At 62.8% G+C, this 15,728-nt stretch carries 11 protein-coding genes; 5 read left to right on the forward strand and 6 right to left on the reverse strand.

Annotated elements, in window-relative coordinates; genetic code table 11:
- Nucleotides 1-304 precede the first annotated feature (304 nt).
- Nucleotides 305-3,196 carry an FAD-binding and (Fe-S)-binding domain-containing protein gene (locus ETC27_RS13905; protein WP_136255618.1) on the reverse strand — a complete coding sequence of 964 codons (2,892 nt, stop codon included), beginning with the start codon at nt 3,194-3,196 and terminating at the stop codon, nt 305-307.
- Entirely contained in the window at nt 3,197-4,351 is a 1,155-nt protein-coding gene (gene lldD / locus ETC27_RS13910; RefSeq protein ID WP_136255619.1) for an FMN-dependent L-lactate dehydrogenase LldD, read from the reverse strand.
- A gap of 456 nt (nt 4,352-4,807) precedes the next feature.
- On the opposite strand from lldD, the gene ETC27_RS13915 reads away from it, so the two are divergent.
- From ETC27_RS13915 to ETC27_RS13925, 3 genes are read left to right on the forward strand one after another with little or no spacing between them, the layout of a single operon-like run.
- Nucleotides 4,808-5,581 (forward strand): GntR family transcriptional regulator, encoded by a 774-nt coding sequence (locus ETC27_RS13915; protein WP_136255620.1) that lies wholly within the window; start codon nt 4,808-4,810, stop codon nt 5,579-5,581.
- Nucleotides 5,578-7,524: a sensor histidine kinase gene (locus ETC27_RS13920; protein ID WP_136255621.1), complete on the forward strand. Its 1,947-nt coding sequence runs from the start codon at nt 5,578-5,580 to the stop codon at nt 7,522-7,524. Before ETC27_RS13915 ends, ETC27_RS13920 begins: the two co-directional genes overlap by 4 nt.
- Nucleotides 7,517-8,896: a sigma-54-dependent transcriptional regulator gene (locus ETC27_RS13925; protein ID WP_136255622.1), complete on the forward strand. Its 1,380-nt coding sequence runs from the start codon at nt 7,517-7,519 to the stop codon at nt 8,894-8,896. Before ETC27_RS13920 ends, ETC27_RS13925 begins: the two co-directional genes overlap by 8 nt.
- A gap of 82 nt (nt 8,897-8,978) precedes the next feature.
- Here ETC27_RS13925 and ETC27_RS13930 read toward each other — a convergent pair whose 3' ends face one another.
- The 3 genes from ETC27_RS13930 to ETC27_RS13940 all read right to left on the reverse strand — a co-directional run bounded on the left by ETC27_RS13930 (nt 8,979) and on the right by ETC27_RS13940 (nt 11,813).
- Nucleotides 8,979-9,650: a metal-dependent hydrolase gene (locus ETC27_RS13930; RefSeq protein WP_136255623.1), complete on the reverse strand. Its 672-nt coding sequence runs from the start codon at nt 9,648-9,650 to the stop codon at nt 8,979-8,981.
- Nucleotides 9,651-9,746: 96 nt separating this feature from the next.
- Nucleotides 9,747-10,292: a gamma carbonic anhydrase family protein gene (locus tag ETC27_RS13935; protein WP_136255624.1), complete on the reverse strand. Its 546-nt coding sequence runs from the start codon at nt 10,290-10,292 to the stop codon at nt 9,747-9,749.
- A 180-nt stretch (nt 10,293-10,472) separates the two neighbouring features.
- Complete coding sequence (locus ETC27_RS13940; RefSeq protein ID WP_136255625.1) at nt 10,473-11,813, reverse strand: sodium-dependent transporter; 1,341 nt, start codon at nt 11,811-11,813, stop codon at nt 10,473-10,475.
- Nucleotides 11,814-12,056: 243 nt separating this feature from the next.
- On the opposite strand from ETC27_RS13940, the gene prlC reads away from it, so the two are divergent.
- Nucleotides 12,057-14,120 (forward strand): oligopeptidase A, encoded by a 2,064-nt coding sequence (prlC, locus tag ETC27_RS13945; protein ID WP_136255626.1) that lies wholly within the window; start codon nt 12,057-12,059, stop codon nt 14,118-14,120.
- 47 nt (nt 14,121-14,167) lie between these two features.
- Nucleotides 14,168-14,410, forward strand: coding sequence for a YheV family putative zinc ribbon protein (locus ETC27_RS13950; RefSeq protein ID WP_136255627.1), 243 nt, complete (start codon nt 14,168-14,170; stop codon nt 14,408-14,410).
- A 141-nt stretch (nt 14,411-14,551) separates the two neighbouring features.
- Here ETC27_RS13950 and ETC27_RS13955 read toward each other — a convergent pair whose 3' ends face one another.
- Nucleotides 14,552-15,613, reverse strand: coding sequence for a substrate-binding domain-containing protein (locus tag ETC27_RS13955; RefSeq protein ID WP_136255628.1), 1,062 nt, complete (start codon nt 15,611-15,613; stop codon nt 14,552-14,554).
- Nucleotides 15,614-15,728 lie beyond the last annotated feature (115 nt).

Below are 15,728 nucleotides of genomic sequence, written 5' to 3' on the forward strand. Positions count from 1 at the left end.
TCGAGTGGAGGCGCATTTTACCGTTTCCGGCTGTTTTGTCAATGCTGATCGATTCAAGCGATTCGAAAAACCTTAACGAAAACAAGTGCTTCCAACACTCTACACCGCTTCCGACGTTTGCTCGTCGGCGGCAGCGGATGCGTACTTTACGGACTATCGCGGAGGTACGCAAGGGACTTCCGCCCTCTTTTTCATCAAAGGGTCACCTGAACATGCATCACCCTCCAATGAAGCCCCGGCAGCCCCTTGGATTACCGGGCAAAGACGCCTCTATAAGGCGTCGCCCTCATGAAGAAAAGAGGGGTCAGGACACAGGCCGGGTGGCCCGGTCCAGCAACGAAAGGATCGACCGATAGGGAATGCCGCCATGCTGACTCAAGCCGATCTCGCAGGTCCGTGAGTTGGAATAACCAACCCGGCAGCCGGCGACCTGCTCGGCCAGGCCGTCGAGGGCCGAGGCGTTGAGCTCAGGTGTGGTGAAACCTTTATCGCCAGCAAAACCGCAACAGGTGATCTCGGCGGGCACCACCACTTCACGAGCACAGGCCTTGGCCAGCGCCACAAACTTATCGGCAAGACCCATGCGAGTGCTTGAGCAGGTCACATGAACCGCCACCGACTCGTCGACCGGTGTCAGCGCAAGACGAGGCAGCAAATGGTCATGGGCAAAAGCCACCGGCTCCTGAAGCGTAAGGCGCTCATCCAGCGTCTCCTGCATGCGCAAGGTACAGGGACTGGTATCACAGAGCACCGGATAGCGCCCGTTCTGACTCGCCGCCAGCAGCTCACGATTAAGCTCCCGCGCCTTGTGCTCGGCCTCGGCGTATTGCCCCTTGGACTGGAAGGCCATCCCGCAACACAGGTGGCCTGAAATGGCCGGAATGATCACCTCGAGTCCGGCCTTGTCCAGCAGCGCCAGAGTCAACTCCATGTCCGAGCGCGACTCGGGATCATGATGACCGGCGCCAAATACCCGGGTTGCACAAGAAGGCAGGTAGACTATCTTGTCGCGCCCTTCCTTACGCTGGCCGCCATCCTTGCTGCCCCCAACACGATTGCCAGCCGAAGAAAACGCCTTCAGCACTTTCACCGGCGCCGCCTTGGGGGTGGTCGGCGACCACTGTGGAAGCCTGCCGCCGCTCCCCTGATGAAGTGCACGCCCGACCTTTTCGGCACCGCGATCGCCGAGAACCGCATGACCAAGGCTTGCCAGATTGAGGGCACCACGGGCCAGCCGAGTGGTGCCTGAAAAATGCCGCCCTAGCCGGCGCGCCGTGGCCGCCTGCCCGGTGCTCTGCTCATGGCGCAGATCGCGCACCAGGTCACCGGTATTGATCCCCACCGGGCACTGAGTTGCGCAGAGACCGTCTGCGGCACAGGTCTCGATACCCTGGTAGGCATAGTCCTGCCAGAGCCGCTTGAGCCGCTCACTCTCTTCCGCACTTGCCCCCCCAGACTGGCCATCCTTAAGGGCTTCGAGGCGCGCGATCTCGCGACGCACCACGATGCGCTGACGAGGCGTCAGGGTCAGGTTCTTCGACGGGCAGACCGACTCACAGAAGCCGCATTCGATGCACTTGTCGACCACCGGGTCGGCGGCGGGCAGCGGTTTCAGGTTCTCAAGGTGCAGCGTCTTGTTACGACTGAGGATGACCTCAGGATTGAGCAGGTTATCGGGATCAAAAAGCGCCTTGATTTGCCACATCAGCGCATAGGCGTCGGCACCCCACTCAAGCTCGACATAAGGCGCCATGTTACGCCCGGTACCGTGCTCGGCCTTCAACGACCCGCCATACTCGACGCCGACCAGCTGGGCCACCTCGTCCATGAGCGCTTGGTAGCGCTCGACCTCGCCGTCGCGCTCGAAGCCCTGCGGGAAGACGAAGTGCAGATTGCCCTCCAGCGCATGCCCGAAGAGGATAACGTCCTGATAGCCATGGCGATGAAAGGTCTCGGTGAGCGCCAGCACCCCCTCGTCGAGGCGCTCGATGGGAAAGGCCACGTCCTCGATGACCACGGTCGTGCCGGTTTCGCGCACCGCACCCACCGCCGGGAACAGCCCCTTGCGAATCTTCCAATAGAGGGCGTACTGACTGGCATCGCGCGTAAAAGACAGCGGCTCCAGGCAGCGAATCCCCTCCAGGGCTTCGTGCACGCGCGCCTCCCGGGCCTCGAGCATGGCGGCATCGTCGCCGCGCACGTCGATCAAAAGCGCCGCCGCGCCTTCGGGCAAGGATCTCAGCACCTCAGGCATACCCGGCTGATCCTGCACCGAACGCAGCGCGGCCCTGTCCATCAGCTCCACGGCCGAGACCGGCGCCTGCTTGAGGGCAATAGTCGCCCGGCAGGTCGTCGCCATGTCGGGAAAGAAGGCCAGCGCCGCGGCCTTGACCGGCTCATCGGGCACGGTCTCGTAGGTAATGCTGCTGATGAACCCCAGCGTCCCCTCGGAGCCAATCATCAGGTGGGTAAGGATGTCGAGGCCATCGCGAAAGTCGACCAGGCTGTTCAAGGCATAGCCGGTGGTGTTCTTGAGCCGATATTTGTGGCGAATGCGTTTGGCCAATTCCACATCGGTGCGAGTGTTGACGGAAAGCCGCTCCAGACCGTCGATCAAAGACGCATGACTCCGGCGAAACGCCGCCACGCTGCCGGGGTCGGCGGTATCAAGTACCGCGCCGTCAGCCAGCACTAGGCGCATGTCGCGCAGGGTGCGGTAGCTGTTCTGGGCAGTGCCGCAACACATTCCCGAGGCGTTATTAGCCGCGATGCCGCCAATCATGCAGCTATTGATAGAGGCCGGATCTGGACCGATCTTGCGGCCATAGGGCGCCAGCAACTGATTGGCTCGAGCGCCGATCACCCCGGGCTGCAGGCGAATCGCCCGCCCCTCGTCGAGAACCTGATAGTCACGCCAGCCCTGGTTGAGCTGAATCAGCACCGAATCGGTCAACGCCTGACCGGAAAGCGAGGTACCCGCCGCGCGAAAGGTCACCGGCAGCCGCCGCGCATGACATTCGCGCAACACCTCGACCAACTCCCGCTCATCACGTGGGCGCACCACCAGTTGCGGTATCAGCCGATAGAAGCTGGCATCGCTGCCGTAGGCGAGAAGGCGCAAGGGGTCGTGGATCAAGCGCTCGGCTGGCACTACATCGCGCAGCGCCTCACGCAATTCTCGATAGGGTGCTTTCATTTACTTAGCTCCGTGGCCAAGACCCGACACCAGCGAATCCGCGCCAAGATCGGCGATGCTATGTGCGCCGGTAAGTGTCATCGCGACCCGCATCTCCTTTTCGAACAACTCGAGCAGATGGGCCACACCCGCCTCACCGGCCGTGGCCAGGGCATAGATGAAGGCACGCCCCAACAGCACGGTATCGGCACCCGAGGCGATCATGCGCACGACATCGAGACCATTACGCACACCCGAATCCGCCAAAATGGCAATATCGCCTTTCACCGCATCGGCAATCGCTGGCAAGGCACGTGCCGTGGAAGGGACACCATCCAGCTGACGACCACCATGGTTGGATACCACAATACCATCGGCACCGAAGCGCACCGCTTCACGGGCATCCTCGGCGTCGAGAATACCCTTGATGATCATCGGGCCATCCCAGAACTCGCGGATCCACTCCAGGTCCTTCCAGGAGATGGAAGGGTCGAAATTATCGCCAAGCCAGGCGATGTAATCCTCAAGCTCCGTTGGCTGCCCGCGGTAATCCGATACGTTGCCCAAGTCATGAGGACGACCATGGAGGCCTACATCCCATGCCCAGCGCGGATGTGTCACCGCCTGTGCCATTCGCCGGATCCCGCCATGTTTGCCACTCATACCGGAGTGCGCATCACGATAGCGGGCGCCCGGCACCGGCATATCGACGGTAAAGACCAGTGTCTTGACGCCGGCAGCCTTGGCACGCTCCAGGACATGCTTCATGAAACCCCGGTCCTTCAGCACATAGAGCTGGAACCAGATAGGCCGATCGATGGCCGAGGCCACCTCGTCGATGGGGCATACCGATACCGTCGACAGCGTGAAGGGAATGCCCTTGCTGGCAGCAGCCCGCGCCGCCTGGACCTCGCCACGCCGCGCATACATGCCGGTCAACCCCACGGGAGCCAGGGCGATCGGCATGGACATGGGTTCGCCAAAGAGCTCGGTTTCCAGCGACAGGCTGGACATATCCTTGAGCACACGCTGACGCAGCCCGATATCAGCAAGGTCGTCGACATTATGTCGCAGCGTGTGCTCGGAATAGGAGCCACCATCCGCGTAATGGAACAAAAAAGGCGGAAGGCGGCGCTTGGCAGCTTGGCGATAGTCAGTGGAAGCGGAAATGATCATGGCGAGCCCTGTACAATGGAGGCGCTATCTATCGACATGGATAGCATTTGGCCTGGAGACGTCAGGCGTAAGGATGCCTGCCTGGCGGAGCACGCCATCCGCACCCGGTTATGCTAGCCGCCGACCAAGGCAGGCGTGACCGGACAGCGCTTGCGCAATATCAGGGCTTATCTTTGGCAAGCCCCGGCTCAGCAGCTCTATCACTAGCATCGGTCATATGGATAATTGGTAAAACCAATTTACAGATAGCGTGAGGCGAACTCTAGAAGCGCCTAGCTAGCGGTGTCAAACCTAAGCCTCGCCCTGCCGCTTATACTTTGGTATTGGCCGTCAAAAGCGGAATATAAGTTATTGAAAACCCAAGACTCCCGGGCAGCGACTCGACTTGTCAGGAAAGGGGGTCTTGACCTATTATTGGTCTTACCAATTTAACTTACTTTTAATGATGGTGTGCCCATGGCCTATCAGACCGTCCGCCAACCGCGCATCGCCGATGTGATCACCGAGCGCCTCGAGGCCATGATCATAGAAGGCAGCCTCAATCCCGGCCAGCGGCTGCCACCCGAACGCGAACTCGCCGAGCGTTTCGGCGTCTCGCGCCCTTCGCTGCGCGAGGCGATTCAGAAGCTCGCCGCCCGCGGCTTGCTGAATAGTCGCCAGGGGGGCGGCACTTTCGTTACCGAGGAGCTCAACAACCGCTACAAGGATCCACTCCTCGAGATGCTATCGCGCCACGACGAGTTCCACCTCGATTTGCTGGAGTTCCGCGATGCCATGGAAGGCCTCTCGGCCTATTATGCCGCGCTACGCTCGACCCCAGCCGACAAGGAGCTGCTATTGCGCCGCTTCGAGGAGCTCAAGACAAGCTTCGAGGGCCGTGACCCTGAGCGTGAGGCCAAGGCCGATGCCGCCTTCCATCTGGCGATTGCCGAATCAGCCCATAATGTCCTGATCCTGCACACCATCCGCGGCGTCTTCGACATGCTGGAGCAGAGCATCGTCAAAAATCTCGCGCACCTGTTCGAGAAACCGGACTCGCGTCCGCTATTGATGGAGCAGCACCGTGCACTGCTTGATGCCATCCTCGAGGGTCGTGCCGAAGACGCAAGGCTCAGGGCGCATGAACACCTGGTATTCGTCGAGGAGGGACTGCTCGAGGTCGAGCGTGCCGAAACGCGTGCTCAGCGCGCCCTGCGCCGGGCGCAGGCCATTCCCGAGCGCGCCCCATGAGCCAGCGACCAGCCGCCTGCGCCACCTCGAGCGTCGCCCACTCGACTCGCTTATCGCGACCCTGGCGCCTGACGCTGCTGTTGCTGATTGTCGCCGGCCTGGTGCTTGTCACCTGGCAGGCAGCGAGCCTTGCCCGGGAACAGGCACTTTCCAATCTCACTGACGAGGCGCATAACGAGCTGCGTCTCTCGGCAGAAGGCCTGAACGGTCATCTATCCCGCCACGACTACCTGGCCGAGATGCTCGCCTCCCGGGAGGTAGTGCAGCGTTTCCTGGCCACCCCCGACCAACAGGAGGCGATGCCGGTCAATCGGCTGCTGGACAAGATGCGTGAGACCGCCGATGTCTCGGACATTTACCTGCTCGACCGACAGGGCAACACGCTGGCCGCCAGCAACTGGCGGCGAGACGATACCTTCATCGGCCAGAACTACGCCTTTCGTGACTACTACAAGGATGCCGTCGCCGGACGCCTAGGGCGCTTCCATGGCCTTGGCACCAGTTCGCGCGCCCGCGGCTATTACTTCTCAGCGCCGATCTGGCTTGCCAATCACGAGGCACAGACAGCGGATGGCGTAATGGTCGTCAAACTGCTGCTCGACGAAGTGGAGGCCGCCTGGGCATCGCAAAGCGCGGAGCTAATGGTCACCGACAGGGACGGCATCATCTTCATGGCAAGCCGGGACGAGCTGCGCCTGCATGCCCTGCACCCTCTCTCCCAGGAAAAACGCCAGGCACTGCGTGATTCGAGGCGCTACGCCGAGGCACCGCTCGCCCCGGCGAGCCTCGATATTCTCGAGCGTCGGCCACAAGGCGGCCAGGTCGTGAGCTTCAAGGAAGGAGCACTTGCCGGCACGCCCTACCTGCGGCTGCGCCGCGAAATGCCCGAATTCAACTGGCAGATGCATATCCTGAAACCGCTGACACCGGTTCTGACAGCCCAATGGCAAGCCGCCCTGCTGGCCGGCGGTCTCTACGGCATGGTCGCCATGGCCGGTGGTTACGGCTGGCAGCGCCGCCGGCTGCGTCGTGAGCGCGAGCAGTTCGCCGACCGCGAGCGACGCACGCTTGCCAGAGCCCGTGACGAGCTGGAGCGCAACGTCGAGCACCGTACCCGCGACCTGGTCGACACCAACCGTCGGCTTTCCGATGAAATCGAGGAGCGCCGCCGTGCCGAGCAGAGCCTGCGCCAAACCCGCGATGAGCTGATACAGGCCGCCAAGCTTGCGGTCCTTGGCCAGCTGGCCGCCGGCATCAATCACGAACTCAATCAGCCTCTGGCAGCCGTGCGGGCCTATGCCGAAAACGCCCGCCGCTTTCTCGAGCAGGGCCGCACCGAGACGACCGACGCCAATCTGGCCCAGATCGTCGAGCTGACCGAGCGAATGGCCGAGATCAGCGCTCAGCTCAAGGAGTTCTCGCGTCCCAGCGGCGACACCCTGACCGCCGTCTCGGTACCGGCCTGCTTCGGCTATGCACTGCGTCTCTATCAGGCCCGCCTCAAAGAGGCCGGCGTCGAGGTGATCTACGACTGGCCCGAGGCAGAGACCTGGGTGCGTGCCGACCTGGTGCGTCTCGAGCAGGTGCTGGTCAACCTGATCGGCAATGCCCTGCAGGCCATGAGCGAGACCCCGTCGCAGCAACTGAGGCTTATTATCGAGCCGCTCGACACTACGGTGCGCCTGAGCGTCGCCGACAACGGCCCGGGCATTAAGGAAGCGCTTCTTAGCCGGGTCTTCGAGCCCTTCTTTACCACCAAGTCACCGGGCAGCGGCCTGGGCCTGGGCCTATCGATTTCCTCGCGTATCATAGACGATCTGGGTGGACATCTGACGGCCGGCAATCAGCCACAGGGCGGCGCCATCTTCACCGTGACCCTGCCCGCCGATACTACACCACGACGTGATACCTCCCCTCTTCAGGAGCCTTCATCCCATGCCTGATACGGCGACCCCGGTGCTGATCATCGACGACGAAGCGCACCTGCGCATCACCGCCGGCCAGACCCTCGATCTCGCCGGCTATACGCCAGAAGCCTTCGACAGCGCAGAAGCGGCCCTCGCCACCCTGGCGCCGGACTTCCCCGGCGTCATCGTCAGCGATATCCGCATGCCCGGCATGGATGGCATGACACTGCTGCGCGAGGTGCGAAGCCGTGACCCTGACCTGCCGGTGATCCTGGTCACCGGTCACGGCGATATCTCAACCGCCGTGGAAGCCATGCGCGAAGGTGCCTGGGATTTTCTCGAGAAGCCCTTCGCCGGTGACCGGCTGGTGGAAATGGTACGGCGCGGAATAGAAAAGCGCCGGCTGAGCCTCGAGAACCGGCGCCTCAAGGCCGAGCTGGATGCCCAGCAATCGGCCCCCGGGCCGCGCCTGGTGGGGCGCACCCAGGCCATGCAGCACCTGGCCTCGATGATCCAGCGTATCAGCCAGGTCGAGACAGATGTACTGCTTTACGGCGAGACCGGCGTCGGCAAAGACCTGGTGGCTCGCTCACTACACGAGCGCAGCAGCCGCGGCGGTCAGCCCTTCGTTGCCATCAACTGCGGCGCGATTCCCGAGAGCATCATCGAATCTGAGTTGTTCGGCCACGAAAAGGGCGCCTTTACCGGTGCCATGGAACGCCGTATCGGCAAGTTCGAGCACGCCAACGACGGCACGGTATTCCTCGACGAGATCGAATCGATGCCCCTGGCGCTGCAGGTCAAGCTGCTGAGAGTGCTGCAGGAGCGGTTCGTCGAGCGCCTGGGGGCCAACGAACCAATACCGCTCAACATCCGCGTGATCGCCGCCACCAAGGCCGACCTCAAGGCCGCCGCCGAGGACGGCCGCTTCCGCGAGGATCTCTACTACCGACTCAACGTGGTCACTCTGCCCATACCGTCGTTACGCGAGCGCCGCGAGGACATCCCACTATTGTTCCAGCACTTTGCGGTGGTCGCCGCCAACCGCAGCGGGCTCGAGGCCCCACCGCTCACTGCCACCGATATCTCGGTGCTGCTGGCTCACGACTGGCCAGGCAACGTGCGGGAACTCAGGAACCTGGCCGAGCGCTTCGTATTGCTCGGTGCTGCCTACGACTACCGGCTGGATGCGCTACTCGAAGGCGCTGATGTAGGCGCCAGCGAACTGGCCCTGCCCCAACAGGTGGAGTTATTCGAGAAGAGCCTGATCAGTCAGTCACTGGCGAGCCACCGCGGACGCATTCATGATATCTGCGTGCATCTGGGCCTGCCCCGCAAGACCCTTTACGACAAGCTCAAGAAATACGCCCTGAAACCCGAGGACTATCGCCAGGCCGCTCACGATTAGCCCAACCGCCCGCTCGGGCTGATCGCGCCTGAGTGTGGCAGCGCAGAGCAGCATTGCGTATCGCCCGTTTGGCTTTCTGCTATCAGCGTAAAAACCAGGTGCCATGATGAAGGATGCCCATCAGCACCGGCCAGGGAGGCAACCAGGGCGAGAGCCCCGCGGCCAACAGCAGCATCAGCACCGAGTTGCCGGGCTCGCGCAGGTCGCAGAGCTTGAGTGCTGTGCCAAAGGAGCGCTTGAGCCGCCCGCCCATCAGATCGACGCTGTATAACTCGTCGAGCAGCAGGTGGATCACGCTACCCAGCCACAGCGCCAGCCCCTGCAGCCAGGCGATCTCGGCATCCTGAGCAAACAGCCGGTAGCTCAGCGCCGTGGTGATCAGCGCGCATAGGCCACTGGCCAGTAGCGAATGCCAGATCCCCCGGTGCACGGTGAAGCGTTTGAAGACCGCTCCCGCCAAATAGCGCACGCCCAGATAGAGCCCGCCGCACGCCACCACCAGCTGCCCCGGGGAAAGGCGGGCCTGCAGCATCAGGACACCGACGATTACCGCAAATACCGCGAAGAGGTTGAAGATCAGGCGGATCGCCTTGGAATGATCGGAGTCGATATCCGGCAGGATGCCGCCAAAGGTCACCAGGGCGGCCAGCGGTGCGGCATCGGCCATGCTCCACCAGCCGGCCTGCCAGCCACTGATGGCCGCCAGAGCGCCGCCGGCGGCGGCCACGCTGATGTGAGTTGAAAAATTGGCCATGCCCGGGACTCAACCACTGGATAGAAAACCAGATTATCGCCCGCCTTGGCATGAAAAAACAACGACTTGGCTTTACCCGATGTCCAGAAAGCGTGCTTATCCCAGCGCTTCGCTCAAATAGTCGTCCTTCAGCTTGACGTAATTGCCCGCGGTATAGCGAAAGAAGGCATGCTCGCTATCCTTGAGCGGGCGCAGCGCCTTGGCCGGGCTGCCGCCATAGACGAAGCCGCTCTCCAGGCGCTTGCCCGGCGTGACCAGAGCACCGGCGGCGATGATCACTTCATCCTCGACCACGGCGCCATCCATGACGGTCGCGCCCATGCCCACCAGAATCCGGTTGCCGAGTGTGCAACCGTGCAGGATCGCCTTGTGGCCGATGGTCACGTCCTCGCCGATGGTCAGCGGGTGACCGCCAGGATTGAAGTCGCTGGCGTGGGTGATATGCAGCACGCTGCCATCCTGAACGCTGGTGCGCGCACCGATACGGATGCGGTGCATGTCACCGCGCACCACCGCCATCGGCCAGACCGAGCAATCATCCCCCAGCTCAACGTCACCCAACACCACACAGGCCGGGTCGATATAAACCCGCTCGCCAAGATGCGGGGTATGGCCCTTATGCGTTCTCAGACCGTCTTGCATGTACCTATCCTCCGTTATCTCTGGCTCGAGCGGCGGGCCACACCCGCCACCGACGTCACCTTCACCGTTCAATGTTCCCATCCTAGCGGGGCTTGCCGCCTCGCCGCTATCAGCGCCCATGGCACGCTACATAAAGCGCACCCAAGGCTGATGCACGAGGCGGGCAACGGGCTAGATGAACTAGATCAACCCTGACGCCAGCACCACCACCACCAGCGGGATCGACACATAGCGCACCAGTGCCTGCCACAGACGAAAGCCATTGGGCCCGGCATCCAGCGCTCGCAGGGCGGTGTCGCGAGGCATCACCCAGGCGGCGAAGATGGCGATCAAGAGACCGCCCACCGGCAGGAAGAGATCGGTGGGCACGGTGGTGACCAGATCGAAGAAGTTCATGTCACCGATCCAGTCGACATCGGCCATGGTCGAGAAGGACAGCACCGACAGCAGACCCACGACCCATACCGCCACGCCAATGATCGCCGCGGCCTGGCCGCGCTTCAGCCCCAATCCCTGCAGACCCGCCACCATCGGCTCGGCGAGGTTGATCGAGGACGTCCAGGTGGCCAGCAGCAACAGCAGGAAGAAGATCGAGAGCCAGATCGAGCCACCAGGCAGCTCGGCGAAGGCGATCGGCAGCGTCACGAACATGAGCCCCGGGCCCTCGCCCGGGTCCATGCCCTGAGAGAACACCACCGAGAAGATGGCGATACCGGCAAGCAATGCCACCAGCACATCGAGCACCGCCACCGCGGCGGCGGCCCTCGGTAGGCTCTGGTGATCGGGCATGTAGGCGCCATAGGCCATCAACGCACAGGCACCTACCGCCAGGGTAAAGAAGGCGTGGCCCATGGCGTTGAGCACTACCTCAATGGTGATGGCGGCAGGGTTGGGCGTGAACAGCCAGGCAAGCGCTGGGCCGAAACCATCGGTGGTCGCCGCATAGCCCGCCAGCACGATCAACAGCAGATAAAGCATCGGCATCAGCAGGTTATTGAGCTTCTCCAGGCCATCGGAGACACCGCCGGCCACCACCGTCATGGTCAGCAGCATGAACAGGGTGTGGTTGAAGGTCATGCGCAGCGGATCGGCGAGGAAGGCATCGAACATGCCGCCGACCTCGGGTGGCGTCATGCCGGCAAAGTTACCGCTGAGCGATTCGACCAGATACTCGATCGACCAACCCGAGACCACCGAGTAGAAGGACAGGATCAAGAACACCGTCAGTGCGCCGAACAGCCCAAGCCAACGCCAATGCGGCGAGCGGCCGGCAGACATCGCCAGATGCGCCAGCGACTGAGAAGGACTGCGCCGTCCGGCGCGACCGACCAGGATCTCGGCCATCATCACCGGCAGCCCCAACAGCAGCACGAAGGCCACGTAGAGCAGCAGGAAGGCGGAGCCGCCGTTCTCGCCGGTCATATAAGGGAATCGCCAGATATTACCCAGGCCCACCGCCGCACCTGTCACGGCGAGGATGAAGGCGCGCCGAGTCGTCCAGCGTTCCAGTGTCTCGTTCATCGAATCAATTCCTTAAGCTGCGCACATCGCAAGGGACCAAGAAGCCGCAAGCCTAGCAGGCCCGCCACGGTGGGCCAATCGAGCCCGCCAACGCCGCGGCCGCCATGACGCCTTGCTGTCGCATTGAAACCGCTGGCGGTCGCCTCCATCTAAGGCAACAATCACGTCAGATTGACGCCAAGGCGTCACCCGGACTTCACCCGGGCGTTCGCGACCGCGACGCCCCTTTCCACGAGGCTGACCATGTCCCGCCACCCGCAGGCCCACAATCCGCTGCTCGAGACACATACCCTGCCGCCCTTCGACGCGATCGAGCCCGAACACGTGGTGCCGGCCATCGAGACATTGCTTGCCGACAACCGTGTTGCCATCGAGGAGCTGGTCGCTCACGCCGAGCACCAGACGCCGACCTGGGAGAGCCTTGCTGCACCGCTGGAGGCCCTCAATGACCGCCTGTCGCAGGCCTGGTCGCCGGTCTCGCACCTGAATGGCACCATGAATTCCCCGGCCCTGCGCGAGGCCTATCAAGCCTGTATTGGCAAGTTGTCCGAGTACAGCACCTGGCTTGGCCAGCACGCGGGCCTGTTCCGCGCCTTCCAGGCACTCCGGCAGTCACCGGCCTTCGGCGATCTCAGCGAGGCCCAGCAGCGCAGCATCGACAACACCCTGCGCGACTTCCGCCTGGCCGGGGTCGACCTGCCCGAGGCCCAGAAGCGCCGCTATGGCGAGATCCAGGCGCGACTCTCCGAGCTTGCCAACACCTATTCCAACCAGCTGCTGGATGCCACCCAGGCCTGGCACAAGGACATCGTCGACGAAGACGCCCTGGCCGGCCTGCCGCAAAGCGCGCGGGAGACCCTCAAGGCCAACGCCGAGGCCAAGGGCATCGAGGGCTATCGCATCACCCTGGACTTTCCGAGCTTCTTCCCGGTGATGACCCATGCCCAAGATCGCAGCCTACGCGAAGAGGTCTACACCGCCTTCGTCACCCGCGCCTCCGATGTGGGGCCCAATGCCTCCGAGTTCGACAACGCCCCGGTGATGGAAGAGACCCTGGCGCTGCGCCATGAGCTTGCCGAGCTGCTGGGTTTCGCCACCTACGCCGACTATTCGCTGACCACCAAGATGGCCAATGGCCCGACCCAGGTCATCGGCTTCCTCGAGGATCTGGCCGCCCGCGCCGTGCCCCAGGCCCGCGAGGAATACGCCGAGCTCGAGACCTTCGCCCGCGAGTCACTGTCCATGACCGAGCTGGCGCCCTGGGATGTGGGCTATGTAAGTGAGAAGCTGCGCGAAACCCGTTACGCCATCTCCGATGAGCAGCTGCGCCCCTACTTCCCGGCCCCCCAGGTGGTGGATGGCCTGTTCAAGGTGGTCGAACGGCTCTACAACGTGCGCTTCGAGGAAGACGAGAAAGCCCCGCGCTACCATCAGGACGTGCGCTACTTCACTATCCTCGAGAACGACGAACCGATCGCCGGCTTCTATCTGGATCTCTACGCCCGTGAAGGCAAACGCGGCGGCGCCTGGATGGATGAATGCCGAGTACGGCGTCAGACCGACCACGGCGTGCAGTTACCGGTGGCCTATCTGACCTGCAACTTCACGCGCCCGGTCGGCGACAAGCCCGCGCTCTTGACCCATGACGAGGTCACCACCCTCTTCCATGAGTTCGGCCACGGCCTGCACCACATGCTGACCCGCCAGACCGTTGCCGATATTTCCGGCATCAACGGCGTGGCCTGGGACGCGGTGGAGCTACCCAGCCAGTTCATGGAGAACTTCTGCTGGGAACGTGAGGGGCTAGACCTGATCGCCGGTCACGTCGACAGCGGCGAGCCGCTTCCTGAGGAACTGTTCGACAAGCTCATCGCCGCCAAGAACTTTCAGTCGGCGATGGGCATGGCGCGCCAGATCGAATTCTCACTGTTCGACTTCCGCCTGCATCACGAACTCAAGACTCCCAGCGCCGCCGACATTCAGACGCTGCTCGACGAGGTGCGCGATCAGGTCGCGGTGGTACCCAGGGCCTCCTTCAATCGCTTCCAGAATAGCTTCGGCCACATCTTCGCCGGTGGCTACGCGGCGGGCTACTACAGTTACAAGTGGGCCGAGGTGTTGTCCGCCGATGCCTGGAGTGCCTTCGAGGAAGCCGGTATCTTCGACCCAGAAACCGGGCGGCGCTTTCGCACCGAGATCCTCGAGCAAGGCGGCTCCAAGGATGCCGCCGTGCTATTCGAGGCCTTTCGTGGTCGCGAACCGAGCATCGAACCGCTGCTTCGCCATTGCGGCATTCGTGCCGCCTGAGGCGTCAAGCGACAAGCGCCTGACCCAACAACCGACCAGGAGATATCATGTCCGCCACCAAACGCTTCATCGCCGGCGTCGTTTGCCCCCGCTGCGCGGCCATGGACCGGGTGCGCAGCTGGGAACAGAACGGCATCCGCTATCGTGACTGCGTGAGCTGCGACTTCTTCGAACAGCTACCCATCGACGACGACGGGATCCCCGAGATGGAGACGCGGGTCAATCAGGTCCGCGAGGAACAGAAGCAACAGGACGTACAGACGGTCAAGATCCTCGACCCCAAGGGCTAACTCCATGGCCGTCCCGCGAACGCTCAGACACCCGCCACGGCGGGTGCTTGAATTGCTAGGTTTGTCGGCACTGGTGCCATCACCCGGAAAAACACATCCGTCTGACAGGTCAGCCACCTAGAGAGAAGACGGCCCCCACTATCAATCAGGCAAAAGCGCCTCGATGCCGTCCACCTGACCGCACCGGTCCGGCGTATAGCCAGGCAGCTCGGCCACCTCCGCCTGAAATGCCTCGCCCTCGAGCACCCGACACAGCGCCTGAAGCTTGGGTTCGGCGAGGCTGCGCCGATGGCAGATCAACAGATAATCCTCCAGGGCCAGTGGCACAAAATCCAAGCCGAAACGCTGCGCTGCTGCTTCTACCCCGAAGCCTACGTCCGCCATGTCAGCGGCGACATAGGCCGCCACCGCCGAGTGGGTGTATTCCTCGAGCTCATAGCCACGAATACCCGCGGGTGACAGGCCGGCCTCCGCGAGCAGCCCATCCAACAGTGCCCGCGTCCCCGAGGTCGCCTGGCGATTGATGAAGCGCGCCTCCCCGCGTGCCAGGTCGGCGAGCCCTCCGATGCCCAACGGGTTACCCGACACGACCATCAACCCTTGGCGACGGGTGCTGAAGCGCAAAGCGCGATAGCTCCTGGGCTTCAGCAAGTTTCGGTACTCCCGGCTAACCCGCTGGCCGACCTCGCCGTGCGGCAGGTGGAAGCCGGCTAGGTCACAGGCACCGCGATGCAGCGCCGCCAGGGCCTCACGAGGGCTGCAGTATTGCAGGTCGAGGCGCAGCTCATGGAGGTGCTTGGGCAGCAGCTCGACGGCATAGCCATGGCTGGCATAAAGGCGCAGCACCGGCTTCACCCCCTCCAGGGTCTGCTGGATGGCCAGGTTGAGTTCCGAGCCAAGACTCTCCAGCTGCGGCCCCAGCCTCGCAATCACCCGCTGCTCGGCCCACAACAGCTTCTCGCCCAGCGCCGACAGCCGGGCTCCCCGCCCTCGCTCGAGATCGACCAGGGCGATGCCGAAGAAATCTTCCCACTTGTTGAGCAGGTTCCAAGCGTGGCGATAGGAGATGCCCACCGTCTTAGCGGCCTGGGTCAGCTTGCCGTGGCGATGCACCGCCTCGAGCAGCGTGAAGAGTTTGTCATCGAGCTGGTTACCGGCTTCGTCGCTGAAGTACCAGGCGGGGGTAATCTGGATATGCTTCATGTGAAGTAAGTTTCATATTTTGCCATCGAGACGCCGATGCTAGCTTTAAAGGGACCGTGACGCACGCCATTTTCTACATATGAACAATCGTGCATAACTAGCCAGAAGCACAACA

This window comes from Onishia niordana (assembly GCF_004798965.1).
Taxonomy (GTDB): domain Bacteria; phylum Pseudomonadota; class Gammaproteobacteria; order Pseudomonadales; family Halomonadaceae; genus Onishia; species Onishia niordana.

What these genes read in the sequence shown, in the direction of transcription:
- ETC27_RS13905 (WP_136255618.1), bottom strand. Translation starts at nt 3,196, where the DNA reads ATGAAAGCACCCTATCGAGAATTGCGTGAGGCGCTGCGCGATGTAGTG.
- lldD (WP_136255619.1), bottom strand. Translation starts at nt 4,351, where the DNA reads ATGATCATTTCCGCTTCCACTGACTATCGCCAAGCTGCCAAGCGCCGC.
- ETC27_RS13915 (WP_136255620.1), top strand. Translation starts at nt 4,808, where the DNA reads ATGGCCTATCAGACCGTCCGCCAACCGCGCATCGCCGATGTGATCACC.
- ETC27_RS13920 (WP_136255621.1), top strand. Translation starts at nt 5,578, where the DNA reads ATGAGCCAGCGACCAGCCGCCTGCGCCACCTCGAGCGTCGCCCACTCG.
- ETC27_RS13925 (WP_136255622.1), top strand. Translation starts at nt 7,517, where the DNA reads ATGCCTGATACGGCGACCCCGGTGCTGATCATCGACGACGAAGCGCAC.
- ETC27_RS13930 (WP_136255623.1), bottom strand. Translation starts at nt 9,650, where the DNA reads ATGGCCAATTTTTCAACTCACATCAGCGTGGCCGCCGCCGGCGGCGCT.
- ETC27_RS13935 (WP_136255624.1), bottom strand. Translation starts at nt 10,292, where the DNA reads ATGCAAGACGGTCTGAGAACGCATAAGGGCCATACCCCGCATCTTGGC.
- ETC27_RS13940 (WP_136255625.1), bottom strand. Translation starts at nt 11,813, where the DNA reads ATGAACGAGACACTGGAACGCTGGACGACTCGGCGCGCCTTCATCCTC.
- prlC (WP_136255626.1), top strand. Translation starts at nt 12,057, where the DNA reads ATGTCCCGCCACCCGCAGGCCCACAATCCGCTGCTCGAGACACATACC.
- ETC27_RS13950 (WP_136255627.1), top strand. Translation starts at nt 14,168, where the DNA reads ATGTCCGCCACCAAACGCTTCATCGCCGGCGTCGTTTGCCCCCGCTGC.
- ETC27_RS13955 (WP_136255628.1), bottom strand. Translation starts at nt 15,613, where the DNA reads ATGAAGCATATCCAGATTACCCCCGCCTGGTACTTCAGCGACGAAGCC.